Genomic DNA, 25,288 nt, shown 5'->3' with positions numbered 1-25,288 from the left:
GGTGACCGCCCCGCAGACCGGCACCGAGACGCGGGTCGGCAATCAATTCTCCCCTTATAGCGAGTATTTCGACGGCACCATCTCCAACCTCGCGATCTATGCCGGCCAGCCGACGGTGCCGGAGCCGGCCTCCGCGAGCCTGCTCGGCGCCGGCCTCGCGGGTCTGGCGCTGCTCCGCCGCCGCAAGGCCGTGTAAGACGAGGGTTCAGCCCGTTTGCTGCCCGCGCCGGTCGATGACGCGGCGCGCCTTGCCGAGCGAGCGCTCGATACTGCCCGGGGCGACGATAGCGACGCTCGCGGTGACGCCGATGGTGTCCTTGATGTGGTGGGCGAGGTTCACGTCCTCGCCGGCGAGCGCCGGCGTGCCCCAGGCATCGGGCTCCGCCTCGATCCGCACCGCCATCGCGTCCATTCTTCCCTCCCGGGTCAACTCGATCTGATAATGCCCGGTGAGAAAGGCCGAGCGCAGCAGGATTTCCTCGATCTGGCTCGGAAAGACATTGACGCCGCGAAGGATGATCATGTCATCCGAGCGGCCTTGGATGCGTTCCATTCGCCGAAAACTCCGCGCCGTGCCGGGGAGAAGCCGGGTCAAATCGCGCGTCCGGTAGCGGATCACCGGCATCGCTTCCTTGGTGAGGGAGGTGAGAACGAGTTCGCCGCGTTCGCCATCGGGAAGGACCGCGCCGCTCTCGGGATCGATGATCTCGGGATAGAAATGGTCTTCCCAGAGATGAAGCCCGTCCTTGGTTTCAACGCATTCGGACGCCACCCCCGGCCCCATCACCTCGGACAGCCCGTAAATATCGACGGCATGAATGTCGAACGCCGCCTCGATCTCGGCGCGCATCGCCTCCGACCAGGGCTCGGCGCCGAGGATCGCGACCTTGAGCGAGGTCGCGCGTGGATCCCGCCCTTGGCGGCGGAATTCATCGAGGATCGCGAGCAGATAGCTCGGTGTCACGGTGATGATGTCAGGGGCGAAATCGGCGATGAGCTGCACCTGCCGCTCGGTCATCCCGCCCGAGACCGGCACCACGACGCAGCCGAGATGCTCGGCCCCGGCATGAAGGCCGAGCCCGCCGGTAAAAAGACCATAGCCATAGGCGTTGTGCAGCATCATCCCCGCCCGCCCGCCGGCAGCAACGATCGAGCGGGCGACCAGCGCCGCCCAGATATCGAGATCGCCCCGGGTATAGCCGACCACGGTCGGCTTGCCGGTGGTGCCGGAGGAGGCATGGATACGCGCCAGGGCCGCGCGCGGCACCGCGAACAGGCCGAACGGATAGGTTGCGCGAAGATCGGCCTTGGTCGTCATCGGGAAGTGCGCGAGATCCTCCAGCGTCCGGCAATCCTCGGGATGAACACCGGCGGCCTCGAACGCGGCGCGGTAATGCGGCACGTTCGCGTAGGCCTCGGCGAGCGTCTTTTTGAGGCGCGCGAGCTGGAGTGCTGCGATTTCATCGCGCGAGGCGATCTCGATCGGCGCCAGATCGGCGCGGTTGGGGCCGAGATCAGGGCGTGGCATCGGTGGCCTCCTCGGGAAAAAACCGCTCGCCGATGCGCCGCGACTGGCCGCGAAACTCGGCAATAACGGTGCCGTCGGACGTGCGGACGGTGACGTCGTAAATGCCGCTGCGCCCGGCGTCACTCCGTTTCACCGCCTCCGCCTCCAGGCGCTCGCCGCGCCGCGCCGGGCGGAGGAAGGTGATCGCGCAGTGCTGGGCGAGCGCCTTTTCGTTTTCGCTGTTGCAGGCGAAGGCGAAGGCGGAATCGGCGAGGAGGAAGATGAACCCGCCATGGCAGGTGCCATGCCCGTTCACCATCTCGGCACGGATCGTCATGGCAAGGCGCGCCTCTCCGGGGGCGACGGCCAGGATCTCCATGCCGAGCGCGCGACTCGCTTGGTCGTCCCGCCACATCGCCTCGGCGCAGGCGCGCGCGAGCGCATCCGCCCGCGTCATCACGCCCGGCCCGTAAAGCGCGGCGGCCGCTTCTCGAGGAACGCGCGCGCCCCCTCGGCATAATCGCCACTGCGCCCGGCCTCGCGCTGAAGATCGCGCTCCAAGGCGAGCTGGGTCTCGAGATCATTCTCCGCCGATGCCAGCAGCGCCCGCTTGATGAGGCCGAGCGTCGCGGTCGGCTGCGCGGCGAGGTGGGCTGTGATCGCCTCGGCTTCGGCCATCAGCGCCGCGTCTTCGACCATCCGCCAGATCAACCCCCAGGCGGCGGCCTGCTCGGCGCTGATCTTCTCGGCGAGCAACGCCAGCGCCCGCGCCCGTGCGTCGCCCACCAGACGCGGCAACGCCCAGGTGCCGCCGGCATCGGGAATGAGGCCGATACGCGCGAACGCCTGCACGAAGGAGGCCGAGCGCGCGGCGAGCACGATATCGCAGGCGAGCGCGAGATTGGCGCCGGCGCCGGCGGCGATGCCGTTGACCGCGCACACCACCGGCAGTGGATGGCGGCGGATGAGCAGAATCAGCGGGTTGTAAAGCTCTTCCACCAAGGCGCCGAGGTCGGCGGTCGCGGTATCGAGGGTATTGACCGCCGCGAGATCCTGCCCGGCGCAAAACCCGCGCCCGGCGCCGGTGAGCAGCACCGCCCGGCAAGCGCGGTCATCGGCCGCGTTCTCGAACGCGGCACGCAGCGCGCGCAGCATCGGGGCGGTGGTGGCATTGAGTTTGTCCGGCCGGTTGAGCGTAATGACACGATAGCCGGTGCGTTCGGCGACGCTGATGTCCGTCATCCCCGTTCCCTCTTTTCCTTTGACGGATGAGGGTATCAGAATCCGACCGCGACGCGAAGGCCGGCATGGGCGACGCCGCCCGGCCGCAGCGGCTACTGCGCGGGAGTGATGCTGGGAGGAGCGGCGGGGGCAAGGGGCGCTGGCGGCGGGGGGGTTGCCGGCACCGCCGCCGCGTCCTGCGCCGCGGTCACCCCCTCTGACGTTGCTGCGGCGGCGACCGGGGCCGCCGCCGGCACCGGCTTGACCGGCTCCTTCGCCTTGGCGACCTCGGTCGCGGGATCGACCGGCACGATATAATCCGGCACGATCCGCGCCTGATTGCCGGCGATGACGAGGACGTGCTGGCCGATGGCGAGCGGCACCTCGTCCTTCTGCGTCACCGAAACCAGCTCGCCAGTGGTCTTGCGGACGATATATTCGAACGCCTTGGTATCAGTCACCGTATGCTCTGCGCCGGCCCCGACCAGCCCGCCGAGCATGGTGCCGCCGACGGTGCCGAAAGCCTGGCCGAGCGAACTGCCCGGCACCTGGCTGCCGACGATGGCGCCCATCGCGCCGCCGGTCACCGCGCCGACGGTTTCGGACGAGCTGATCTTGATTTCACGCACCCCAACGACGACGCCCTGCGCGACCTTATTGGCCTGCTGCACGGCGGTCGTCGCATAGGTGTTGGGTGAATATGAGCCGCCGCAGCCGGCGAGCGCCGCCAATAAAAGCGCCGCCGGAATACGGGCGGCAAAACGTGCCATCATCGATCGTCCCTCGGATCCGGTGCCGCCGGTAAATAGGATTTTCGTCTGCCGATGTCATCTCCGCCAGGCGCATCGGACGGCGTCATCCGACGCATGCCGGAATTGCGCGGCTGACTTGCCGGCGCCCACATTTGGCCGCAGACTCGCCACCGGGAGAAACGCAATGAGCGACACGGTTCTCGACGTCAAGGGATTACGCTGCCCGCTGCCGGTGTTGCGGGCCAATCGGGTGCTGCGCGGGCTCGCGCCCGGCGCCCAGCTGCGCGTGCTCGCGACCGATCGCGCCTCGGTCGCCGATTTTCAGGCATTTTGCCGCGAAACCGGCCATGCTTTGGTCGCCTTCAGCGAGGAGGCCGGGGTGTTCCGCTTCCTCATCCGCCGCCGCGCCGACGAGCCTGCAAAAAGCCAAGAAAACCCGGAGGCACGGCCATGAGCGTCGCCCTGTTCACCCATCTCGCCTGCCTCGACCACGACCCCGGCGGCTGGCACCCGGAATGCCCCGATCGCCTGCGCGCCGTGCTCCGCGCCTTGGAGGCGCCGGAATTCGCCTCCTTGCTGCGCGAGGAGGCGCCGCCGGCGCGCCATGAGCAGCTCACCCGCGTCCACGGCGCCGACTACGTCGCCGCCATTCTCGCAACCCGCCCGGCGGCGGGTGAGATCGTGCCGTTCGATGCCGACACGGTGATGAGCCGCGGCAGTGCCGAAGCCGCGTTGCGCGCCGCCGGCGGCGCGGCGGCGGCGGTGGATGCGGTGATGGAGGGCTGGGCACGCGCCGCCTTCGTCGCCGTCCGCCCGCCCGGGCATCACGCCGAGCCCGGCCGCGCGATGGGCTTCTGCTTCTTCAACAACGCCGCCATCGCCGCGCAGCAAGCGCGCGCGCGCTGGGGCCTGCGGCGGGTCGCGGTAGTCGATTTCGACGTCCATCACGGCAACGGCACCGAAGCCGCCTTCGCCGCCGATCCCGATCTGTTTTATGCCTCGAGCCACCAATATCCCTGCTATCCCGGCACGGGTGCGGCGCGCGGCATCGCCGATCACATCGTCAATGTGCCGCTTGCGCCGGGGAGCGACGGCGGCAATTTCCGCACCGCGTGGGAGGGGGTCATTCTGCCCGCGCTCGATGCCTTCGCCCCCGAATTACTCATCATCTCAGCCGGGTTCGACGCCCATCACGCCGACCCGCTCGCCGAATTGCGCCTGACTGAGCGCGATTTCGCCTGGGTTAGCGAAAAACTTGTCGCCTGCGCCAAAACCCACGCCCGCGGGCGCATCGTCTCGGTGCTCGAAGGCGGCTACAATCTCGAAGCCCTTGCCGCCTCGGCGGCCGTCCATATCAGGGCGTTGATGGGGATCTAAAGCGGTTCTTTTTTGAAAAAAAGAACCAAAAAACTTATATCTGTTGGGCAGTGCTTGCAGCACTGCCCGCTCCGAGAAAACGGGAAGAGATCTTTTTGCTTCTTTTTCGGAAGTCAAAAGAAGATTTTTGTTTATTTCCTTCTCTTTGCCCTAAGCCCCAACACCCCTTAAAGAGGGCGGGTCATGTCCGATCGCGTTTCCCCATCTCCGATCACCATCGAAACCTACACCGGGGCGGCGCTCGCGCCGTTTCTCGGCGATCTCGCGCGCCTTCGCATCACGGTCTTTCGCGCCTTTCCTTATCTTTATGAGGGCGATGAGGCGTATGAGCGCGGCTATCTCGAAACCTATGTCAAAACACCGCACGCGGCGGTCATTCTGGCGCGCGCGGGCGGGCGCGTCATCGGGGCTGCGACCTGCCTTCCGCTTGCCGCCGAGAGCGCGAACGTGCAAGCGCCGTTTCGCGCCCGCGGCCTTGCGCCCGAGCGGTTTTTCTATTTCGGCGAGTCGGTGCTTTTGGCAGACTATCGCGGCCAGGGCATCGGCGTTGCGTTTTTCACCGCCCGCGAGGCCCATGCCCGCGCGGTCTCGAACGCCGATTTCGCGACGTTCTGCGCCGTCCAGCGCCCGCCCGACCATCCAGCGCGGCCGCGGGACTATGTCCCGCTCGATTCCTTCTGGCGCAAACGCGGTTTCACCCCGCGCCCCGATCTCTCCTGCGTGATGCGCTGGCGGGAAGTGGGTGCCACGGAGGAAAGCGAGCATCGTCTCGGCTTCTGGGTCAAATCTCTCACCGGCGCGGCCCTGCCGTGAGCGCGCCGGCCCCGCTCACCCTCGCGCTGGCACAGTATCCGATCGAGCGTGTCGCCGGCGTTGCCGGGTTCGCGGCAAAGCTCGACCGTCTCGCCGGCGAGGCCAAGGCACGCGGCGCCGATCTTCTGATGCTCGGCGAATATGCCGCGGTCGAGATCGCCGGTACTGCGGCCCGCGCTCCCGATGTCGCCGCCGAACTCGCGCTCGTCACCGCCGCCGCCGAGGCATTGATCGCCGCGATGCGCGAGTGCGCCCGCAGTCATCGCCTGTGGTTGCTGCCCGGCACTCTGCCGATGGCGGAGGCCGGCATCATTCTGAACCGCGCGCCGCTGATCGACGAGCGGGGTGGGATCGCGTTCCAGGAAAAACGGGTGATGACCCGGTTCGAGGCCGAAGAATGGCGGGTTTCGCCGGGGGCACCGCCGGCGGTCTTTGAAACCCGCTGGGGTCTGCTTGGCATTGCGATCTGCTATGATGTCGAATTCCCGCCCCTGGTGCGCGCCCAGGTCGAGGCGGGGGCGTGGCTCATTCTCTGCCCGAGCTGCACCGATACGATCGCCGGCTTCAACCGCGTGCGGCTCGCGGCGCGCGCCCGTGCCCTGGAAAACCAATGCTACGTCGCGATCGCGCCGACTGTCGGGCTTGCGCCCTGGTCGGCGACCCTCGATGTCAATCGCGGCTATGCCGGCGCCTTCGGGCCGGTCGATCGCGGCTTTCCCGAGGATGGCGTTCTCGCCCGTGGCGCGCTCGATGCCCCGGACATGGTCATCATCCACCTCGATCCGGCACGGCTTGCGCGGGTGCGAGCCGACGGCGGGGTGCGCAACCACGCCGATTGGCCGGCGCCGGTGCCCGCCCCCGCGCGCCTTTGCCCACGCTGAGCGCGGCGCTGCGCGATGCCGCTGATCTATCTTCTCGCCGGCGAGCATAGCGGCGACGTGCTCGGGGCGCGGCTGATGGCGGCGCTGCGCGCAGCGCGGCCGGATCTCGATTTCGCCGGCATCGGCGGGCCGCGCATGGCGGCGCTTGGATTTTCCAGCCTGTTTCCGATGCACGAACTCGCGGTCATGGGGCTGGTCGAAATCGTGCCGCGGCTTTGGCGACTGCGCCGGCGGATGGCCGAGACGGTGGCCGATATCGCGGCCCGCCGCCCCGCGATCGTGGTGACGATCGACAGCCCCGGTTTCGCCCTTCGTCTGCTGCGCCGGATCGCGCCGCTTGGCGTCAAGCGCGTCCATTACGTCGCACCCCAAGTCTGGGCCTGGCGCGAGAGCCGGGTGCGGCACTTTCCCGGGCTTTGGGACCGCCTCCTCTGCCTCTTGCCGTTCGAGCCCGACTATTTCGCGCGCTTTGGCCTCGATGCCCGTTTCGTCGGCCACCCGGTTTTGGAATCGGGCGCCGATCAGGGCAATGGTGCGCGGTTTCGCGCCGCCCACGGCATCGCCGCCGACGCACCTTTGGTGATCCTGATGCCCGGCAGCCGGCCGAGCGAGGCCGGGCGGCTCCTGCCGGTCTACGGCCAAACGGTCGCACGGCTCGCCGCGCGGTTTCCGGACCTCGTCCCGGTCGTGCCGGCGGCGGGCGCGGTTGCGCAAGCGGTCGCGCGGGCGGCCGCCAACTGGCCGCGCCAGCCGCTCGTGGTGAGCGAGATCGCCGGCAAGCATGATGCCTTCGCCGCGGCCAGCGCGGCGCTGACCAAATCCGGTACCTCGACCCTGGAATTGGCACTCGCCGCCGTGCCGATGGCGGTGACCTACCGCGTCAATGCGCTCACCGCGATGATCGCGCGGCGGCTGATCCGCGTCCCACACGTCGCGATGGTCAATCTGCTCGCCGGGCGCGAGGTGGTGCCGGAATTGCTGCAGGAGAATTGTTCGCCTGAACGCCTGGCCGCGACGGTTGCAGGCCTGATCACCACGCCGGCGCTGGCGGCGGCGCAGCGTGAGGCGTTTCGCGCCGTGCTCGCAACCCTGCGCCCGCCTGCCGGCCTGCCCTCAGAAGCCGCCGCCGCTGCCGTCCTCGAGAGTCTGGAGCAAGCCTGAGGCGAGGGCGACGGCGCGCGAGGCCGCCATGCTTTCGGCGACCGCAAGGGCTGCGGCCAGCGCCCGCCGCCCGGCGGCGGCATCGACGACGACCGGCGCGCCATCGAGGATCGCGGCGATAAAGGCGGCGTGTTCGGCTTCGAGCGCGTCATGCTCACGCCAGCTCGTCTCCTCGATGCGATAGCCCTGCCCGCCGGGGATCGGGAGACCCCGCTCGCGCCCGATCAGCATCAATTTGCGGTCGACGAAATTGATCGACATATAGCCCTTTTGCGCGAACAGCCGCATCTTGCGCTCGGTTTTGAGCGAAATCCGGCTCGCCGTGATGGTCGCGACAGCGCCGTTTTCGAACCGCACGCGGGCATTGGCGATGTCCTCGTGGGCGCTCGCGATCGGCGCGCCGACCGCATCGATGCTGGCGATCTCGCTTTGCACCAGGGCGAGCACGAGATCGAGATCGTGGATCATGAGGTCGAGGATGACCGAGACATCGGTGCCGCGCGGCTTGAAGGGCGCGATGCGGGTCGCCTCGATATAAAGCGGGTTTTGCATCCGTACCGCGACCGCCGCGTATTCGGCGCTATAGCGCACCAGATGCCCGACCTGGAGCACGCGCCCGCCGGCTTTGGCGCGGGCGGCGAGTTCGTCCGCCTGGTCGAGGCTGGCGGCGATCGGCTTTTCCACCAGCACGTGCTTGCCCGCCGCAAGCGCTTCCGCGGCAAGCGCGAAATGCGCCTCTGCTGGCGCTGCGATGACGACGGCATCGGAGGCAGCGAGGAGATCTTTGAGCGCGAGCGCCGGCGCGCGCGTCTCGCGCGCCAGCGCTTGCGCCCGCGCCGGATCGGTATCGGTGACGCCGGCGAGCACGGAGCGCTTGGCGGCAGCGAGTTTGAGGGCGTGAAACCGCCCGAAATGCCCGGCCCCGATCACCCCGACCCTTACCACGCCGCTGCCCTCCGCCATTGCGTGGATCATCGGTAGCAGTCTTGGCGAATAGGGGCCAGAGATGCCTCGCATCGCGGCGGTTACGCGCCGGGTTGCAATCCTCCTTGCGGCTCGTCATTCTCCGCCGCCATTCGCGAGGGGAGTCCGCCATCCGCCATGCTCAGCTTCAGCCGCCTCAAAATCACGCTGATCCTTGGAATCTGCGTCCTTGGCGCGCTGTTCTGCTTGCCCAATGTCATCCGCGCGCCCGCCCCTTGGCTCCCCTGGCGGCAGGTCCATCTCGGACTCGACCTACAAGGGGGCAGCTATCTGCTTTTGGAAGTCGATACCAAGGCGGTGCTGCGCGAGCGGCTCGAAGGGCTCGTCGATACCACGCGGCGCACACTGCTTGCCGCCAATATCGGCTATCTCCGCCTCGGCGCCGAGCCCGACCAGAACCGCGTCGTCTTCCATCTTCGTGACCCGGCGCAGCAGGCGCAAGCGCTCGCCGCGTTGCGCACGGCGCTTGGCCTCGGCCAGGCGAACACGGCGCCGGGGCAGGAGGAGGTGAGCGTCGCGCCCTTCGCGACTGACGCGATCGCGCTTACGCTCTCGCCGGTCGCGATCACCGAGCGGGCCAACGCCGCGATCACGCAATCGATCGAGATCGTCCGCCGGCGCATCGATGAAACCGGCGTGATCGACCCCGAAATCGCCCGCCAGGGCGACGACCGCATCATCGTCCAGCTCCCCGGCATCTCGGACCCCGAGCGGATCAAAGCGTTGCTCGGCCAGACCGCGAAAATGACTTTCCATCTGCTCGATGCCGAGGCCAATCCCGCCGCCGGCCCGGCGCCGCCGGGGGTCGAGTTCCTGCCGCTCGCCGACCAGCCGGGGGCGAAACTCCCGGTCAGGAAGCATGTCGAGGTCGATGGCGCCAATCTCACCGACGCCCGCGCCGGCCAGAACCCGCAGACCGGGGACTGGGTGGTGAATTTCACCTTCGACAGCATCGGCGCCCGGCGTTTCGCCGACACCACCCGCGCCAATGTCGGCAAACCCTTCGCCATCGTCCTCGACAACAAGGTGATCAGCGCCCCCGTCATCCGCGAGCCGATCACCGGCGGGCGCGGCCAGATTTCGGGCCGGTTCGATGCCAAGACCGCGACCGATCTCGCGCTTCTGCTTCGCGCCGGGGCACTCCCCGCGCCGCTCACCGTCGTCGAGGAGCGGAGTGTCGGGCCGGAACTCGGCGCCGATTCGATCCGCGCCGGGGCGATCGCGCTCGCCGTCGGCTTCGTCCTCGTCATCGCCTTCATGGCGGTGTTTTATGGGCTGTTCGGCTGGATCGCCAATCTCGCGCTGGTCGCCAATCTGATCCTGATGCTCGCTGTCCTCTCACTTCTGCAGGCAACGCTGACGCTCCCCGGCATGGCCGGCATCCTGCTCACACTCGGGATGGCGGTCGATGCCAACATTCTGATCAACGAGCGCATCCGCGAGGAGGTGAAGAATGGCCGGACGCCGCTTGGCGCCTTGGAGGCCGGATTTTCCCGCGCCTACAGCACCATTCTCGACAGCAACGTGACGGCACTGCTCGCCCATGTCATGCTGTTCGTCTTCGGCACCGGCCCGGTGCGCGGCTTCGCCGTCACCATCACCGTCGGCATCGTGACGACATTATTCACCGCGACATTGCTCGCCCGCCTGATCATGGTGCGCTGGTATGCCGCGACGCGCCCCGCCCTTCTGCCGGTATAATCCCATGTTTTTGCGCCCGCTGTTTCGTATCGTCCCCGATGGCACCAAGATCGCCTTCATGCGCGGGCGGTTTCTCGGCCTATTAGTCTCGGCCCTGCTCTCCAGCCTCTCCGTCGTGCTGTTTTTCTATCCCGGGCTCAATCTCGGGATCGATTTCCGGGGCGGCATCGTGATCGAGGCGAAGACGCCGGGGCCGGCGGATTTCGCCAAAATCCGCACCGCCCTCGCCGGCCAGCGCATCACCGGCGCTGGCGTGCAGCGCTTCGGCGGGCCGGACGACATCCTGATCCGGCTCGAAAACCCGAAAAGCGAAACCGCGACCCAGGCCAGCGCCGATCGCGTCCGCGCCGCCCTCGCCCAGGCTTTTCCCGGCACCAAGGTGATGCGCGTCGATGCCGTGGGCTCGAGCGTTTCGGCGGAACTTTTCAGGAACGGCATGCTGGCGCTGGCCATCAGCCTGGTCATGATCCTCGCCTATATCTGGTTCCGCTTCGAGTGGGAGTTCGCGGTCGGCGCGGTGGTGACGCTGCTGCTCGACATCACCAAAACCATCGGCTTCCTCGCCATCACCCGCCTTCCCTTCGATCTCGTGATGGTCGCGGCGATCCTCACCATTCTCGGCTATTCCACCAACGACAAGGTCGTGGTCTATGACCGGGTGCGCGAAAACCTACGTAAATACAAGACCATGCCGCTCCGCGCGCTGATCGATCTCTCGATCAACGAAACCCTGAACCGCACCCTCGGCACCTCGATGACGGTGTTCCTCGCGAGCCTGCCGCTCGCGCTCTTTGGCGGCAGCACGCTTTCGGCGTTTGCCTGGACGATGCTGTTTGGCATCATCGTCGGCACCTCGTCCTCGATCTTCATCGCCGCCCCCATCCTGCTCTTCCTCGGCGAACACCGGCTGCGCAAAGATGCCCACGCCCCGCGCCCGGCCAAACCCACCGCCGCTCGCCTCAAGGGGGGCACCTGAGGGAGGGCCTGCCGAGCGGCGGCGCCCCTCGGCGTTAGTTTATTTTTCATCTCATGTGCCGATCATCGCGGCATGGAGAACTCGCCCGAGATCTGCACGCTCAGCCATCCGGTCTTCAAACGCTTCGGCCTCCCGGTGTTCCAGCGCGCCGAAACCGATGGCGAAGCGGTGATGACGGTGCCGCTCGGCGAAAAGAACGTCTCGCTGCCGCTCCGCGCCCTGCGGCGGGAATTTTCCATCGCCGCCAATACCCCGGATGGCCGCGTGCTCGACCTGATCGTCGCGGCCCTCGATTTCGTCACCCAGATCCGGCTCGGCGATCCCTTTCCCGCCGAGATCCTGACCGGGGAAGCGAGTTGGGAGCCCGCCCCGGTGCATTTCCAGATCGCTCTCGCCCGGCTCCGCCTCGCCCTCGTCGCCTGGATCACCGATGGCGCGGAAACCGGCAAATCCACCGATCCCGCCGCTCTTCTGGCGATGGTCGAGGATCCCGCCTTCCGCCCGCGCATCCAGGAAGCCTTCGAACGCGCGGCAGCGGCGCTCGGCCTCGCCGGCCCCGACGCGGTGGTCGAGGCGATCGAGACGCTCGCCCAGGAACTCGCCTATGTCGAGGCATTGCGCGCCCGCTTGCTGGTGCGCAGCCAAGACGTCCTGCGCAAGGTCAGCGAAATCCAGTCTCATTGGCGCGGTGATACCTCACACGGCGAAACCATTTCCCAGGTGCAGCGCCTGCTCCTCCGCGCGGTGCGCCAATTCACCACCCGCTTCGAGGAACTCGATGCCCAAACCGGCGAAGTCATCGCAGCCCTTCGCAACGATGAGAACCAGAGGAGCTTCATCCGCGCCAACCGTGACTGGCTCTACCAATGCTTTCGCGGCTGGGAGCCGATCCTCGACGCCTGGGCCGACACCAATGAGATCACCGACCGCGACCAATGGGGACTGATCGAACGCACCTACCGCTTCCTCGCCCCCCGTTACATGACGGTCAAGGAATGGACCTCGGAAAGCCAAGCCACATCGCGGAAAAAAGCCCGCGCGCAAATGGTGTGGTAACGATATCAGGGAAAGAATTGTTCTTTTTTGAAAAAAGAACCAAAAACGTTCCTACCGTAGCTTTTCTCATTTAAGCGCCTCTGCCAAAATCTGCACCGAGTGCACCGCCCGGCGCCCCGCGAGATCGGCGATCTGATGGCGGCAAGACGTGCCATCGGCGACGATAACATCCTCCTCCGCCGCCTTGCGCACCGCCGGCAATAGCGCCGCCTCCGCCATCGCCCGCGAGATTGCGGCGGTTTCGGTCTGGTAGCCGAAACTCCCGGCCATGCCACAACAGGACGAAGTAATCGGCGCGACGGTGAGCCCAGGGATGCGCCCCAGCATCGCCAAAGTCGCCGGCCAGGCGCCATGCGCTTTCTGATGGCAATGGCCATGGACATGCGCCGTCGTCGCCATCGCCGAGAAGGGAAGCGAGGGGCATCTCTCTTCGAGGAACTCCGGCAAGAGCCGCGCCCGGGCGGCAAGATCGCGCGCCGCATCTCCCGGGAGCAGGGCCGAATACTCGTCGCGGAGCGTGAGCAAGCAGGAGGGTTCGAGGCCAACCACCGGCTCGTCGCCGGCGCAAGCCGCGATCACCCGCGACGCCGCCCGCCGCGCTGCTGCGAGCCGGCCGGCGGCGAGTTCCGTCCGCCCACAGCAAAGCGGGCCGCCCGGTGCCCGCGCAACCACCGGGCGAAACCCGGCAGCCCGCAGAACACGCACAGCGGCGCGCAGATTTTCCGGCTCGAAATAGCGGTTGAACGTATCGGCGAGCAGCCAGACCTTCGGCCCATCCCCCGCCGGCGCCTCGTGGTCGCGAAACGCATCGCGGCGGAAGGCGGGAAGCCGGCGATCAGGCGCGAAGCCGAGCCGCCGCCGGGTGAGGGAAAGTCCGGCCAGAGCGTTCGCGACCGGCGCCACCTTCGCCGCGAGCGGGGCCAGACGCGGCAGCGCCGCGAGCAGCCGGGCACGAAGCGGAATCCCCTGCCGCTCGGCGCGCGCGGCGAGCACTTCGAGCTTCATCCGCGCCATATCAACCCCGGTCGGGCATTCCCGCCGGCAGGCCTTGCACGAAACACAAAGCGCCATCGCTTCGGCAAGCGCGTCCGACGCCATGGCATCGGCACCGAGCTGGCCGGAGAGGGCGAGGCGGAGCGTATTGGCGCGCCCGCGCGTCAGATGCTGCTCATCGCGGGTCACGCGATAGCTCGGGCACATCGCGCCGGCCTCAAACCCCCGGCAGGTGCCATTATTGTTGCACATCTCGGTAGCCCCCAGGAGACCACCGGGATGCTCCGACCAGTCGAGCTTGGCGGTGAAAGCGGGATCCGGGCCATACCCGGGCGGCGTGCGGAATAAGCTGCGATCATCCATCCGCGGGGCGCGAACGATGCGGCCCGGATTGAAGAAACCCGCGGGGTCGAAAGCGTCCTTCACGGCCTCGAAGGCGCGAACGATGCGCGGCCCGAACATCGCTTCATGAAATTCGGAGCGGACGATGCCATCGCCATGCTCGCCGCTATGCGAGCCGCGATAGGCGCGCACCAGGGCGAAACATTCCTCGGCGATGGCGCGAAACCGCCGGACATCGCCCACATCCTTCATGCTGAGAACCGGGCGAACATGCAGACACCCGACCGAGGCATGCGCATACCAGGTGCCGCGCGTGCCATGGCGCTCGAGGATTTCGTTCAGCCGCTCGGTGTAATCGGGGAGATCGGCGAGATCGACGGCGGTATCCTCGATCACCGAAACCGGCTTCCTGTCTCCCTTCATCGACATCATGATGTTGAGCCCGGCTTCGCGCACTTCGGCGATCGCCACCTGGAAGGCCGGCTTGGTTGCCGCAACCACCGCGCCGGGATGGCCGAGATCGGCCATCATCGTCTCGAGATCCGCGAGTTTGGCGAGAAGCGGCGCATCTTCATGGCCGTGGAATTCGACGATGAGCAGGCAATCCGTCCCCGGCTGCACCATCCGCTCGATGGTCGGGCGAAAGATCGCGATCGAGCGGCCGAGATCGATCATCGTGCGATCGACGAGTTCCACCGCCTCCGGATCTAGCGTCACGAGATGGGATGTTGCCGCCATCGCCGCGCGGAAATTGGGAAACTGGCAAAGACCCAGCACCTTGCGCGGCTTGATCGGCGCGAGTTTGAGCGTCAGCGTCGCCGAAAATGCGAGCGTCCCCTCCGAACCGACCAGGAGGCGAGCGAGATTGCCGCGGCCTGCCGCGCGCGCCGCCGGCGTCAGCGCATCGATGTTATAGCCGCCGACGCGGCGGAGCTGGCGCGGAAAACGGGAGGCGATCTCGCTTGCCTCAGCGGCCCCAAGCGCCCGCAAGCGCGCGATCAGCGCCGCCGGCTCGGCGCTGTCCTCGGCGAAGCGGGCGCGCGTGCCATCGGCGAGAATGGCCTCGATCGCGAGCACGTTGTCCGCCATCAGCCCATAGCGGATCGATTTGGCGCCGCAGGAATTATTTCCCGCCATGCCGCCGATGGTGGCGCGGGTGTGCGTTGAGGGATCGACCGGGAAAAACAGGCCGTGTTCGCGCAACGCTGCGTTGAGATGGCTCAAGACCAACCCGGGCTCGACCACCGCCGTCCCCGCTTCGGGGTCGATCGCAAGGATGCGGCGGAGATATTTGCTGCTATCGAGCACCAGCGCCCGGTTCACCGTCTGCCCGCACTGGCTGGTGCCGCCGCCGCGCGCGAGCAGCGGCACCCCCGCCTCGCGCGCGATCGCCATCGCCGCCTCGACATCGGCCAGGGTTTTGGGCACGACGACGCCGACCGGCATGACCTGATAGATCGAGGCGTCGGTGGCGTAGCGGCCGCGGCTTGCGGCATCGAACAATACCTCGCCCGCGACCTCGGCGCGCAGCCTTGCGGCAAGAGGAGATTTCTCCCAACGGCTCTCGGGCAAAAGCGGCGCGTTCATGCGCCGATCCTAAGCGCTCGTCGGGCCGCAGCAAGAGAGAAAAGTTGTTCTTTTTCCAAGAAAAATAACCAGCGGGAGGGTTCGCCACGGTCTCGGCGCGGCCCCTGGCCCCTTTACCGCCGCATGACAGGAACGTCATTGCGCGGTTTTCACCGCCTCGTCACCGCAAGGATCACCCGCCTCCGCCACCATGGCCTTCGTCGTGGCACGGCCACGTTTTTGTTTGAGGAACACGCGATGTCAATGCAAGACCACATCCACCAGACCGCAGGCGCCACCCCGGCCGCGAAGGGACTGATGCGCCGCCGTCAACCGCGCCTTAGCAGCCTCCTCGCCGCCGTCCTGCTCGCCGGCACCGCGCTCGGCGGCTATGCGATGGCCGAGCGCAGCCCGGCACAGGCCGGCGAAACCGCCCCGGCCCAAACCGGGCCGCTACCAGCGGCGCCGGCGCATGCGAACCCGGCAGCCCTGCCCGATTTCTCCGATCTCGTAAGCCGGGTCAAACCGGCGGTGGTCTCCATCACCACCCGCTTGCAAGCGAGTGCGGCCGATGATGAGGGGCCGATGCCTTCGCCCTTCCCGATGGCGCCAAACGGGATGACCCCGGACGGCATGCCCGCCCATAAGCACATGATCGAGGCGCGCGGCTCGGGCTTCATCGTCAGCCCCGACGGCATCATCGTCACCAATAACCATGTCGTGCACGAGGCGAAATCGGTGACGGTGACGCTGAGCGACGGCAGCGAATTGCCGGCCGAGGTCGTCGGCCGTGATGCGCGCACCGATCTCGCCGTGCTGCGCGTCAAAGCCGAACATCCTCTGCCTTATGTCACGCTCGGTGACTCGAGCGCGGTCAAGCCCGGCCAATGGGTGATCGCGATGGGCAACCCGTTCGGCCTCGGCGGCAGCGTCACCGCCGGCATCGTCTCGGCCAAGGGGCGCGATATCGGCGCCGGCCCCTATGACAATTTCATCCAGGTCGATGCGCCGATCAATCAGGGCAATTCCGGCGGTCCGTTGTTTACCCAGGACGGCACCGTGGTCGGCGTCAACACCGCGATCCTCTCGCCGAGTGGCGGCTCGATCGGCATCGGCTTCGCGATCCCGGCCAATCTGGTCAAGACGGTGGTCGCCGATATCGAGACCACGGGGCATGTGACGCGCGGCTATCTCGGCGTCGCCGCCCAGCCGGTGGCGCCAGCGCTGCGGGCGGCGCTAGCGCTTCCCGCCGACCAGGGCGGCGACAAAGGCGCGCTCATCGCCAGTGTCGAGCCGCGCTCGCCAGCCGCCAAGGCCGGCCTCAAGCCCGGCGACGTGATCACCGCCGTCGATGGCGAGACCGTCGCCGACCCGCGCGATCTGGCGCGCGAGATCGCCGCCTTGAAGCCGGGCGCGAACGCCAAGATCACCCTGATCAGAAACGGCGCGCCCGCCGCCGAGACGGTGACGATCGCCGCCCAACCCGACAGCGAAACCGCCGATCGCGCCAGCACCCCCGGCGCCGAGACGCCGCGCGTCGGCCTCGCCTTGCAACCGCTGTCGCCTGAACTCAGCGACCAACTCGGCCTGCCGGCGGAAAGCAAAGGCGCGGTGGTCGCGGCGGTCGAGCCCGGCTCGCCGGCGGAGGCAGCCGGGATCGAGGCGGGTGACGTCGTCGTCGGGGTCGGCACCGCTGCGGTCGATGGTCCGGCGGCGGCGGTCGCTGCGATCCGCACCGCGGCACATGAGCATCATGCGGTGGCGCTGCGCATCCTGCGCCACGGCAACGCCGCCTTCGTTGCGATCGATCTCGACAAGACCCATACCGGCTAACGCGATCTCATCATCGCGGTGATAACACCGCCCGGAGGGCAGCCCTTGGCAGCACTCCGGGCGGGTCTCTATGATCGGCGCATGCACGCCGAGACCGAACTCCGCCGCCTGCTTACGATCATGGCGGCGCTGCGCGACCCAGAGACCGGCTGTCCCTGGGACCGCACACAGGATTTCGCGACCATCGCGCCCTACACCATCGAAGAGGCCTACGAGGTCGCCGACGCCATCGCGCGGGAGGATATGCCCGGCCTCGCCGATGAATTGGGCGATCTTTTGTTTCAGGTGGTCTATCACGCGCGCCTTGCCGAGGAGGCCGGCCATTTCGCCTTTGCCGATGTCGCGCGCACGATCAGCGACAAGATGATCCGCCGCCATCCGCATGTATTCGCGAACGCGCCGGCGGAGGCCGGCCTATGGGAACGCGGCAAGGAAGCCGAGCGCGCGGCCCGCGGCGCGGAGGGAACGCTCGCCTCGGTGCCCGAGGCGCTCCCCGCCCTTGCGCGCGCCCATAAGCTCAGCGCGCGCGCCGCCCGCGTCGGGTTCGATTGGCCGGATGCCGAGGCGGTGCTCGCCAAACTCGATGAGGAAACCGCCGAACTGCGCGCTGAACTCGCCAACGCCGACCCGGCGCGGCTCGAAGACGAGGTCGGCGACATGCTGTTCGTGCTCGCCAATCTTGCACGCAAGCTCGGGCTCGATCCCGAGACGGCGCTGCGCCGCGCGAACCGTAAATTCACCCGCCGCTTCGCGGCTGTGGAGACTACTCTAGCCGCCGCTGGTGCCACGCCAAAGGAAGCGGGGCTCGCGGCGATGGAGGCTGCCTGGGCGGCGGCGAAGGCAGCGGAGCGGGACGGCGGCGAGAGCGGCCGCTGATCAATCCAGCACCGCCGGATGATCCTCGGCGGGGGCTGTCATATGGATCGGACGCCGCATGACAAAAAGCAGCAGCAGCGCCGGCAGGGTGGTCAGGGTCATGAACAGGAAATCGTCGATATAGGCGATGATCTCGGCCTGCTGGTTGATCATCTGGTCGAGCAGCACGGCGCCATGGCGCGTCAGCGGGTCGAGACGATGAAAAATCGTCGGGTTGGATTGCAGCGCGCGGTTGAAGGGGGTGATCCGCGCCGCCAAGCCAGCATGCACGACCTGAATGTTGCGCGCCAGCAGCGCCGAGGTGAGCGAGACGCCGATCGCGCTGCCGACATTGCGGAACAGGCTGAGCATGGCGGCGGCATCGGTGCGCATCGCCATCGGCAGGGTCGCAAAGGCAATGACCTGCAGCGGCGTGAAGACGAAACCAAGCCCCATGCCTTGGACGACGATGGTCGTGACCTGAACAGGCACCGCGACATCAGGGGTCCAGCCGGTCATGCTGTAGCTCGATCCGATCAGCAGGATGACACCGACGAACATCAGCTTGCGCGGATCGATGCGGCTTGCGAGCCGACCGGAAATCATCATCGCGAGCATGGTGCCGATGCCGCGCGGCGCCATGACGAGGCCCGCCGTCGCCACCGGATAATTGCCGAGGCTTTGCAGATAGGGCGCCATCAGCGCCGAACTCGCAACCAGGATCTGTCCGATCGCGAACATCATCAGGAGGGAGGCTGAAAGATTACGGTCGCGGAAAATCACCGGGCGAATGAAGGGCCGCTCGGCCGTGAGGAGATGGGCAAGAAAAAGATAGATCCCCAATCCCGCCAGCACGGCCTCAGTGATGATCTCGCGGGAAGAAAACCAGTCCTGGTCCTGGCCGCGATCGAGCATCATCTGCAGCGAGCCGAGACCGAGCGCGAGCACGCAAAAGCCGGTCCAGTCAAACCGCAGGCCCTCTTGCGTCGGCGCGCGCGGCATGAAGATGATCATGCCGAGAATGGCGAGAAGACCAAAGGGCAGATTGACGTAGAAAACCCAACGCCAGTTATAGAGTTCGGTCAAATAGCCGCCGAGCGTCGGGCCCAGAATGGGGCCGATCATGACGCCGATCCCCCAGATCGCCATCGCCGAGCCGCGCCGCTCGACGGGATAAATATCCAGCATCGTGGCTTGCGAGAGCGGCACCAGGGCGGCGCCGAACATGCCCTGAAGCAAACGGAATCCGACCATCTGCGGCAGGGTCTGGGCGATGCCGCAGAGCATCGAGGCGGTGGTGAAGCCGGCGAGGCAGAGAATGAAAAGATTTTTCCGCCCAAAGCGTGCCGCGAGCCAGCCGACCGGCGCCGTCATGATGGCCGCGGCGGTAATATAGCTGGTCAGAACCCAGGTGATCTCATCCGAGGTCGCGGAAAGACTGCCTTGCATGTAAGGGAGGGCGACATTGGCGATGGTCGCATCCAGCGCCTGCATGAGCGTCGCCACCATCGCGCAGACAGTGATGATGCCGCGATGGGGAACCAAGCCGGCCTCGGCGCGCGCGCTCACGGGTCAGAACAGATCCTTGAGCGAGCGATGATGGCCGGTGTCAATCTCGGTTTCAACGCTCATGCCGGTCCTGAGCGGGGGATCGCCGGGCGCGCGATCGATGCGCACACGCACCCGGATGCGCTGCACCACCTTGACCCAGTTGCCGGAGGAATTTTGCGCCGGCAGCAAGGAAAATTGTGAATCGGCGCTGGGCGCGATGCTTTCGACGACGCCATGCCAGACGCGGCCGGGATAGGTATCGACCGTGACATCGACGGGATTGCCGGGCTTGACCCAGGTCAGCTCGGTCTCCTTGGGTTGCGCCTCGACCCAGACATGCTCGTCAGAGACCAGGCCGAAGGCGCCGGTCGAGGCCGCGAGATACTGGCCGGGCTGGAGGTGATCGACTTGCGTCACCACGCCCGAGAACGGCGCGCGCACCACCGAATGATCGAGTTCGCGCTGCGCTTCCGCGACCCGCGCCGCGGCTTCGCGATATTGCGGCGTTTGGGTCACGTCGATCGCGGGGTTGCCGGAAAGCCGCGCAAGCTGCGCCTCGGCCTGGGCGCGCAGGCTTTCGAGCGCTTGCTGATCGGCGGTGAGCTTGAAGCGGGCGTCGTCATATTCCGCGCGGGTAACGCCGCCGGCTTTCACGAGATTGGCAAAGCGGCCGAGATTGGCCTGGTCATCGGCGACCTGGGCTGCCTTGGCGTCAATGTCGTGGAGCATGCGGCGATAGTCGCGCTTCATCGCCTCCATGGTGAGGGCGGTTTCGGCAAGATTGGCGCGGGCGCCATCGAGGGCGATGGCGAATTGGCTCGGGTCGAGGCGAAACAGCACCTGCCCCTTCGTGACATGCTCGCCCTCATGCACCGCGACCTCGCCGACAAGACCAGAGACGTCGGTTGCGACAGGCAGCAGCGCGGCCTCGACATAGGCATCATCGGTATAGGCATAGCGCCCGCCCATCAGCCACGCAGCGAGCGACCCCGCGGCGACGACGGCGATACCGCCGACCATCAGCACAGTGCGCAGAACGCGGGTTTTGCGCCGCGGTCGCGCCGCGACCTCGACATCACGCGCCGATAGGGTGGCGCTGGCTTGCGACATCAGGCAGCCTCCTCGGTAGTGTCTTCCTCGGCGAGCAACCGCATCTGTTCGGGACGGCGTTGACAACGCAACTCGCCGCACAGCGTCGCCTTCATTTTCTTCAAGGCGTCGAGCACCACGGCCATGGTTTCCGGCTCGATCCCCTGACGGACGAAGCGGGCAATTTCATCCCGCTCGGCTTCGATTTCGCCGATCAATGGCACCGCGTCGGGCAGAAGATGCAGCCGCCAGATCCGCCGGTCATGGGGATCGGCGCGCCGCTCGACCATCTGCCGCTGCTCGAGACGATCGACCAGCCGGGCGACGGTGATCGGCTCGACCTCGAGCAATTCGGCGAGTTCCTTCTGCGACATGCCGGGCTGACGGTGCAGACGCAGTAGGATCAGCCATTGCGCGCGGGTCATGTCATGCATCCGGGCGCGTTTATCGACCATGATGCGCAACAGATGCGCGACATCGTGGAGATAGAACATGAAATCAGGTTGCGAACGGGGCATGGGATTTCTCCTCCGGTTATTATAAGCAAGATTATGGTTACCACAAAGCAGAAGGCTATGCAATATACGCAAAGCTGATTTGAAATTTTTTCGAAGCCGGGCCGCGCAAACCAATTGGCAGGAATTTGCGCGCACTCTTAGGCCATCCTCCAGCCAGCCCAGGAGAGGCCATGACCCGCTTTCGCCACGCCAACACACCCTATCTCCGGTTTCTTGCCGTTATCGGCGGCCTTGCGTTGACGCTCGCGGCCTGCGCGTCACCGCCGCCGCCAGCGCCGCAACCCTATTATCATTACGGGTGGTATTATTACTGATCCGTTATTCGCGCCGCTGCCGATCGCTCACGCCTTGATCATGTAGCCGCCATCGACGGGCAGGCCGGCGCCGGTGACGAAATCGGACGCGGAACTCGCAAGAAACACCGCGGCGCCGGCGAGATCGCCCGGCTCGCCCCAGCGCGCCGCCGGGGTGCGGGCGAGCACATGCTCGTGCAGCCCGGTGACCACTTGGCGCGCCGTCTTCGTCATGTCGGTATCGATCCAACCCGGCAGGATGGCGTTGACCTGGATATTGTCTGCCGCCCACGCCGTCGCCAGCGCTTTCGTCAATTGCAGAACGCCGCCCTTGCTCGCGGCATAGGGGGCGCTATAGGGCGCGGCGAGCACCGACATCACCGAGCCGATATTGATGATTTTACCACCGCCGCCCCGCTTCATCACCGGGTGCGCCGCTTGCGAGGCGAAAAACACGCTAGAGAGGTTGGTCTCGAGAATGGTGCGCCATTCATCCTCGGTGTAGCTCTCCGGTGCCTTGCGGACCGAGACGCCGGCATTATTGACCAGGATGTCGAGCCGACCGAAGTGCGCCACCGCCGCCGCGACCAGGGCTTCGCACTCGCTTTTGCGGGTGACGTCAGCGGCGTGGAAAGCAGCCCGCCCCGGGCCGAACCCGGCTGCCGCCGCCGCGCCCTTTTCCTGATTGCGGCCCACCAGCAAAATCTGCGCGCCGGCGGCACTGAGGCCGCGTGCGATGCCGAGCCCGATGCCGCCATTGCCGCCGGTGATCACCGCCGCTTTTCCGGTAAGATCGAAGGTTTTCATGCGGGCGTTCCTTTCTCGGCGTGCGCGCGGAGGGTGAATTTCTGAATTTTGCCGGTCGATGTCTTGGGTAGCGGGCCGAAGGTGACATGCTTCGGGCATTTGAAATGGGCGAGATGGGCGCGGCAGAAGGCGATGATGTCGGCCTCGGAGACCGCGCCGGCGCCCTCGCGCAGGGTGACGAAAGCGTGCGGCACCTCGCCCCATTTCGCATCCGGATGCGCGACCACGGCGGCTTCGAGCACCGCAGGGTGGCGAAACAGCGCCTCCTCCACTTCCAGCGAGCTGATATTCTCGCCGCCAGAGATGATGATGTCTTTGGCGCGGTCCTTGATCTCGGCATAGCCGTCCGGGTGCAGAACGGCGAGATCGCCGGTATGAAACCAACCCCCGGCGAAGGCGGACGCGGTCGCCGCCGGGTTTTTGAGATAGCCCTTCATCACCGTATTGCTGCGCAGCATCAGCTCGCCGATCGTCCGGCCGTCGGCAGGGACGCTTGCCATCGTCGCCGGATCGAGCACCGCCATGTCCGCAAGCAGCGGATGCGGTACCCCCTGGCGCGCCATGAACAGCGCCTTTTCCGCCAGCGGCAGCGTGTCGCGCTCGGGCTGCCAGGCATTCACCGTCGCCGGGCCGTAGGTTTCGGTGAGGCCATAGAGGTGGTGGACCTCAAAGCCGAGCGCCTCCATGCGTTCGATGACGATCGAGGGCGGCGCGGCACCGCCGGTCATAATGTGGACCGGGCGGGCGACGCGGCGGCGCACCGTCTCCGGCGCGTGGATCAGCATGTTGAGCACCACTGGCGCGCCACAGAGATGGGTGACGCCGTGTTCGGCGATGGCGGGGAAAATCAGCGCCGGATCGACGCGGCGGAGACAGACATGCGTGCCGCCGGCCAGTGTCACGCTCCAGGTGAAGGTCCAGCCATTGCAGTGGAACATCGGCAGCGTCCAGAGATAGACGCTCTCCGGCGTCAGGCCGAATTCGAGGGCCATGGCGGTGGCGTTGAGATAGGCGCCGCGATGATGCGTCACCACCCCTTTGGGGTCGGCGGTGGTGCCGGAGGTATAGCCGAGCCCGATCGCCGCCCATTCATCCAGAGGGAGCTGAAGCGTGAAGGCGGGATCGCCGGCGGCGAGGAAATCCTCGTATTCGATGGCCCCGATTGCTGGCGCCCCTGGCACTTGGTCATCGGCGATATCGATGACCGTGGGCGGCGCTTCGAGCATGGCCAGCGCCGGGGTGACGCTGGCCGCCAATTCGCGATCAGCGATCAGCGCCTTGGCTTCAGAATGGCGTAGGATGAAGGTGATGGTCGCGGCGTCGAGCCGGGTGTTGATCGGGCAGAGCACGGCGCGAAGCCCGGGCACGGCGTAATGCGCCTCAAGCAGCGCCGGCACGTTCGGCGCCATGACGGCGACGGTATCGCCGGCGCCGATACCGCGATCCGCCAGCGCCGCGGCAAGGCGGCGGCAGCGCGTCAGCATCTCGGCATAGGTGATGCGCCGCGCGCCATGAATGATCGCGGTCCGCCGCCCCCAAACCCGCGCCGCCCGCAACAAGAAGGAGAGCGGCGAGAGCGGCACGTAATTGGCCGGGTTGCGCGCCAGGTCGTGATCGTCCATGGTGAACCAGGTTCCTCCCCTAACCATTAGAGCCGGTTATGCGGTTTGGGTAAAGGATTGGCGCGGCAGGGCCGCAGGCACCGCCCCAGGGGGAGAGTTTTTTGGTTCTTTTTTTTCAAAAAAGAACGAATCTTTGTTTTGTCCGACGACCGCGCGAGATCCGCATGAGCGACACAATACCGCCTGACCTCGAGCGCTGGGAAACCCGTTTTGCCGCCGAGGCGTATGTTTTCGGCACGGCACCGAATGATTTTCTCGCCCGCGAGGCCCATCGCCTGTCGCCGGGGGCGAAAGTGCTTGCGGTCGCCGATGGCGAAGGGCGGAATGGTGTGTTTCTCGCCGAACGGGGGATGGACGTCCTGTCGGTTGATTTTTCCCCGCAAGCCCGCGCAAAAGCAGAACGGCTGGCGCGGGCGCGCGGGGTTACGCTTCATTGCGAGACCGCCGATCTTCGCCACTGGGCTTGGCCGGAAGCCGTTTTCGACGCGGTGGTCGCAATTTTCATCCAGTTCGCGACGCCGGAATTTCGCCCCCGCCTCTTCGCCCACATGCTCGCCGCCCTCAAACCCGGCGGATTGTTATTCCTCGAAGGCTACCGCACCGAACAGCTCGCCTACAATACTGGCGGCCCGTCGGATATCGCGCATCTCTACAGCGAGGCGCTGCTGCGTGACGCCTTCGCCGGCGCCGACATTCTGCTGCTGGAGAGCGAAGATCGCGATCTGCACGAAGGTCAGGGGCATCACGGCCGCTCCGCCCTGATCGATCTCATCGCGCGACGAAAGCCGGGCTGAGGGGGGTTTTAGGCGGCAACTTCTTTCCTATGTATAACGATAAGGGGAGATTGTCTCCCGTTTGTATAAGGAGTTCAAACCATGGTTGCCAATGTCGGGACCGCCGATCGGGTCATCCGCATCGTCGTCGGCATCGCTCTTCTCGCCTTCGCCGCTTTTGACCGGGGAGAATGGCGCTGGGTCGGTCTCATCGGTATCGTGCCCATCGCGACCGCGTTGATGGGGTTTTGCCCGCTTTACTCCGTTCTCGGCATGCGGACCTGTCCGATGACCAAGGACGCGAAATAAGCCCGGCGCGGGGCAGGAATCCGCCCACACGGCCTCGATTTCTTGAGCGCTGCGGGTGATTGTTCGCGAGCTTTCTTCATCGGATGCCAGGCGCTCCATGAATACGGGGGCGGAACTGTCACGGCCAATTTAAGAACGCGATTGCCGGATCAATAACACCCTTGGCGCCGCCGCCGGCTTTGCTCTATGAAGTGCCGGCCCGATGCTGCGACCAGGGAGAGGTGACCGAGCGGTCGAAGGTGACGGTCTCGAAAACCGTTGTGCGTGCAAGCGTACCGTGGGTTCGAATCCCACCCTCTCCGCCATGC

Annotated in this window: 25 protein-coding genes and 1 tRNA gene; 15 read left to right on the top strand and 11 right to left on the bottom strand. The window is 66.6% G+C overall.

The features are described 5' to 3' along the window. Positions 1-196: VPLPA-CTERM sorting domain-containing protein (locus ACP5M5_RS11580; RefSeq protein WP_427937534.1), on the top strand; the 196-nt coding region annotated here is incomplete at its 5' end. A 9-nt stretch (positions 197-205) separates the two neighbouring features. Here the strand turns inward: ACP5M5_RS11580 and paaK are convergent. The 4 genes from paaK to ACP5M5_RS11560 form a co-directional block, all read right to left on the bottom strand. After that, positions 206-1,528 (bottom strand): phenylacetate--CoA ligase PaaK, encoded by a 1,323-nt coding sequence (gene paaK, locus ACP5M5_RS11575; RefSeq protein WP_427937533.1) that lies wholly within the window; start codon positions 1,526-1,528, stop codon positions 206-208. Beyond that, positions 1,515-1,964: a hydroxyphenylacetyl-CoA thioesterase PaaI gene (paaI, locus tag ACP5M5_RS11570; protein WP_427937531.1), complete on the bottom strand. Its 450-nt coding sequence runs from the start codon at positions 1,962-1,964 to the stop codon at positions 1,515-1,517. Before paaI ends, paaK begins: the two co-directional genes overlap by 14 nt. After that, complete coding sequence (gene paaG / locus ACP5M5_RS11565) at positions 1,964-2,749, bottom strand: 2-(1,2-epoxy-1,2-dihydrophenyl)acetyl-CoA isomerase PaaG (RefSeq protein ID WP_427937530.1); 786 nt, start codon at positions 2,747-2,749, stop codon at positions 1,964-1,966. Before paaG ends, paaI begins: the two co-directional genes overlap by 1 nt. Positions 2,750-2,841: 92 nt before the next feature. Further along, the gene (locus ACP5M5_RS11560; RefSeq protein WP_427937528.1) at positions 2,842-3,501 is read right to left on the bottom strand and encodes a hypothetical protein; all 660 of its coding nucleotides are present in this window, start codon (positions 3,499-3,501) and stop codon (positions 2,842-2,844) included. Positions 3,502-3,664: 163 nt separating this feature from the next. On the opposite strand from ACP5M5_RS11560, the gene ACP5M5_RS11555 reads away from it, so the two are divergent. The 5 genes from ACP5M5_RS11555 to lpxB all read left to right on the top strand — a co-directional run bounded on the left by ACP5M5_RS11555 (position 3,665) and on the right by lpxB (position 7,712). Beyond that, positions 3,665-3,934: a sulfurtransferase TusA family protein gene (locus tag ACP5M5_RS11555; protein ID WP_114913215.1), complete on the top strand. Its 270-nt coding sequence runs from the start codon at positions 3,665-3,667 to the stop codon at positions 3,932-3,934. Continuing rightward, positions 3,931-4,857 carry a histone deacetylase family protein gene (locus ACP5M5_RS11550; protein WP_427937527.1) on the top strand — a complete coding sequence of 309 codons (927 nt, stop codon included), beginning with the start codon at positions 3,931-3,933 and terminating at the stop codon, positions 4,855-4,857. The genes ACP5M5_RS11555 and ACP5M5_RS11550 overlap by 4 nt, the downstream gene beginning before the upstream one ends. 183 nt (positions 4,858-5,040) lie before the next feature. Next, entirely contained in the window at positions 5,041-5,670 is a 630-nt protein-coding gene (locus ACP5M5_RS11545) for a GNAT family N-acetyltransferase (RefSeq protein ID WP_427937526.1), read from the top strand. Beyond that, on the top strand, positions 5,667-6,551 hold the full coding sequence (locus ACP5M5_RS11540; protein ID WP_427937523.1) for a carbon-nitrogen hydrolase family protein: 885 nt from the start codon (positions 5,667-5,669) through the stop codon (positions 6,549-6,551). The genes ACP5M5_RS11545 and ACP5M5_RS11540 overlap by 4 nt, the downstream gene beginning before the upstream one ends. A 15-nt stretch (positions 6,552-6,566) precedes the next feature. Continuing rightward, a complete protein-coding gene (gene lpxB, locus ACP5M5_RS11535) occupies positions 6,567-7,712 on the top strand; it encodes a lipid-A-disaccharide synthase (protein ID WP_427937521.1) in 1,146 nt (381 codons plus the stop codon). Here lpxB and ACP5M5_RS11530 read toward each other — a convergent pair. Further along, the gene (locus ACP5M5_RS11530; protein ID WP_427937520.1) at positions 7,665-8,675 is read right to left on the bottom strand and encodes a Gfo/Idh/MocA family protein; all 1,011 of its coding nucleotides are present in this window, start codon (positions 8,673-8,675) and stop codon (positions 7,665-7,667) included. The two genes, lpxB and ACP5M5_RS11530, sit on opposite strands and share 48 nt — an antisense overlap. A 138-nt stretch (positions 8,676-8,813) precedes the next feature. Here ACP5M5_RS11530 and secD point away from each other — a divergent pair, with 138 nt between their 5' ends. The 3 genes from secD to ACP5M5_RS11515 all read left to right on the top strand — a co-directional run bounded on the left by secD (position 8,814) and on the right by ACP5M5_RS11515 (position 12,429). Next, positions 8,814-10,397: a protein translocase subunit SecD gene (gene secD, locus ACP5M5_RS11525; RefSeq protein WP_427937518.1), complete on the top strand. Its 1,584-nt coding sequence runs from the start codon at positions 8,814-8,816 to the stop codon at positions 10,395-10,397. Positions 10,398-10,401: 4 nt separating this feature from the next. Next, positions 10,402-11,373, top strand: a complete 972-nt coding sequence (gene secF, locus ACP5M5_RS11520; RefSeq protein ID WP_427937516.1) for a protein translocase subunit SecF — start codon at positions 10,402-10,404, stop codon at positions 11,371-11,373. A gap of 72 nt (positions 11,374-11,445) precedes the next feature. Beyond that, on the top strand, positions 11,446-12,429 hold the full coding sequence (locus ACP5M5_RS11515) for a hypothetical protein (protein WP_427937513.1): 984 nt from the start codon (positions 11,446-11,448) through the stop codon (positions 12,427-12,429). 66 nt (positions 12,430-12,495) lie between these two features. Here ACP5M5_RS11515 and ACP5M5_RS11510 read toward each other — a convergent pair whose 3' ends face one another. Then, on the bottom strand, positions 12,496-15,351 hold the full coding sequence (locus ACP5M5_RS11510) for an FAD-binding and (Fe-S)-binding domain-containing protein (RefSeq protein WP_427937511.1): 2,856 nt from the start codon (positions 15,349-15,351) through the stop codon (positions 12,496-12,498). Between the two features lie 237 nt (positions 15,352-15,588). On the opposite strand from ACP5M5_RS11510, the gene ACP5M5_RS11505 reads away from it, so the two are divergent. Further along, positions 15,589-17,163, top strand: coding sequence for a trypsin-like peptidase domain-containing protein (locus tag ACP5M5_RS11505; protein WP_427937508.1), 1,575 nt, complete (start codon positions 15,589-15,591; stop codon positions 17,161-17,163). Positions 17,164-17,244: 81 nt separating this feature from the next. After that, positions 17,245-18,039, top strand: coding sequence for a nucleoside triphosphate pyrophosphohydrolase (gene mazG, locus ACP5M5_RS11500; RefSeq protein ID WP_427937536.1), 795 nt, complete (start codon positions 17,245-17,247; stop codon positions 18,037-18,039). On the opposite strand, the gene ACP5M5_RS11495 is transcribed toward mazG, so the two are convergent. Genes ACP5M5_RS11495 through ACP5M5_RS11485 form a run of 3 tightly spaced genes read right to left on the bottom strand, consistent with a single transcriptional unit; the run spans position 18,040 to position 21,176 of the window. Then, positions 18,040-19,587: a DHA2 family efflux MFS transporter permease subunit gene (locus tag ACP5M5_RS11495; RefSeq protein ID WP_427937505.1), complete on the bottom strand. Its 1,548-nt coding sequence runs from the start codon at positions 19,585-19,587 to the stop codon at positions 18,040-18,042. A 3-nt stretch (positions 19,588-19,590) separates the two neighbouring features. Then, positions 19,591-20,679: an HlyD family secretion protein gene (locus ACP5M5_RS11490; RefSeq protein ID WP_427937502.1), complete on the bottom strand. Its 1,089-nt coding sequence runs from the start codon at positions 20,677-20,679 to the stop codon at positions 19,591-19,593. After that, positions 20,679-21,176: a MarR family winged helix-turn-helix transcriptional regulator gene (locus ACP5M5_RS11485; RefSeq protein WP_427937499.1), complete on the bottom strand. Its 498-nt coding sequence runs from the start codon at positions 21,174-21,176 to the stop codon at positions 20,679-20,681. Before ACP5M5_RS11485 ends, ACP5M5_RS11490 begins: the two co-directional genes overlap by 1 nt. A gap of 170 nt (positions 21,177-21,346) precedes the next feature. Here ACP5M5_RS11485 and ACP5M5_RS11480 point away from each other — a divergent pair, with 170 nt between their 5' ends. After that, positions 21,347-21,490: a hypothetical protein gene (locus tag ACP5M5_RS11480; RefSeq protein ID WP_162800716.1), complete on the top strand. Its 144-nt coding sequence runs from the start codon at positions 21,347-21,349 to the stop codon at positions 21,488-21,490. A 27-nt stretch (positions 21,491-21,517) separates the two neighbouring features. Here ACP5M5_RS11480 and ACP5M5_RS11475 read toward each other — a convergent pair whose 3' ends face one another. Further along, entirely contained in the window at positions 21,518-22,276 is a 759-nt protein-coding gene (locus ACP5M5_RS11475; protein ID WP_427937496.1) for a glucose 1-dehydrogenase, read from the bottom strand. Further along, entirely contained in the window at positions 22,273-23,898 is a 1,626-nt protein-coding gene (locus ACP5M5_RS11470; protein ID WP_427937493.1) for an acyl-CoA synthetase, read from the bottom strand. The genes ACP5M5_RS11475 and ACP5M5_RS11470 overlap by 4 nt, the downstream gene beginning before the upstream one ends. 164 nt (positions 23,899-24,062) lie before the next feature. Between ACP5M5_RS11470 and ACP5M5_RS11465 the strand changes: the two genes are divergently transcribed. The 3 genes from ACP5M5_RS11465 to ACP5M5_RS11455 all read left to right on the top strand — a co-directional run bounded on the left by ACP5M5_RS11465 (position 24,063) and on the right by ACP5M5_RS11455 (position 25,285). Further along, positions 24,063-24,692 carry an SAM-dependent methyltransferase gene (locus ACP5M5_RS11465; RefSeq protein ID WP_427937491.1) on the top strand — a complete coding sequence of 210 codons (630 nt, stop codon included), beginning with the start codon at positions 24,063-24,065 and terminating at the stop codon, positions 24,690-24,692. Positions 24,693-24,773: 81 nt separating this feature from the next. Further along, a complete protein-coding gene (locus ACP5M5_RS11460; protein ID WP_427937489.1) occupies positions 24,774-24,980 on the top strand; it encodes a YgaP family membrane protein in 207 nt (68 codons plus the stop codon). Positions 24,981-25,195: 215 nt separating this feature from the next. Next, positions 25,196-25,285 (top strand) — tRNA-Ser (locus ACP5M5_RS11455). Positions 25,286-25,288 lie beyond the last annotated feature (3 nt).

Origin of the sequence: Acidibrevibacterium sp. (assembly GCF_049965395.1) — a bacterium.
Taxonomy (GTDB): Bacteria; Pseudomonadota; Alphaproteobacteria; order Acetobacterales; family Acetobacteraceae; genus Acidibrevibacterium; species Acidibrevibacterium fodinaquatile.
Note: the sequence above shows the minus strand (reverse complement) of the source record. Positions and strands in the feature narration are given on the sequence as shown.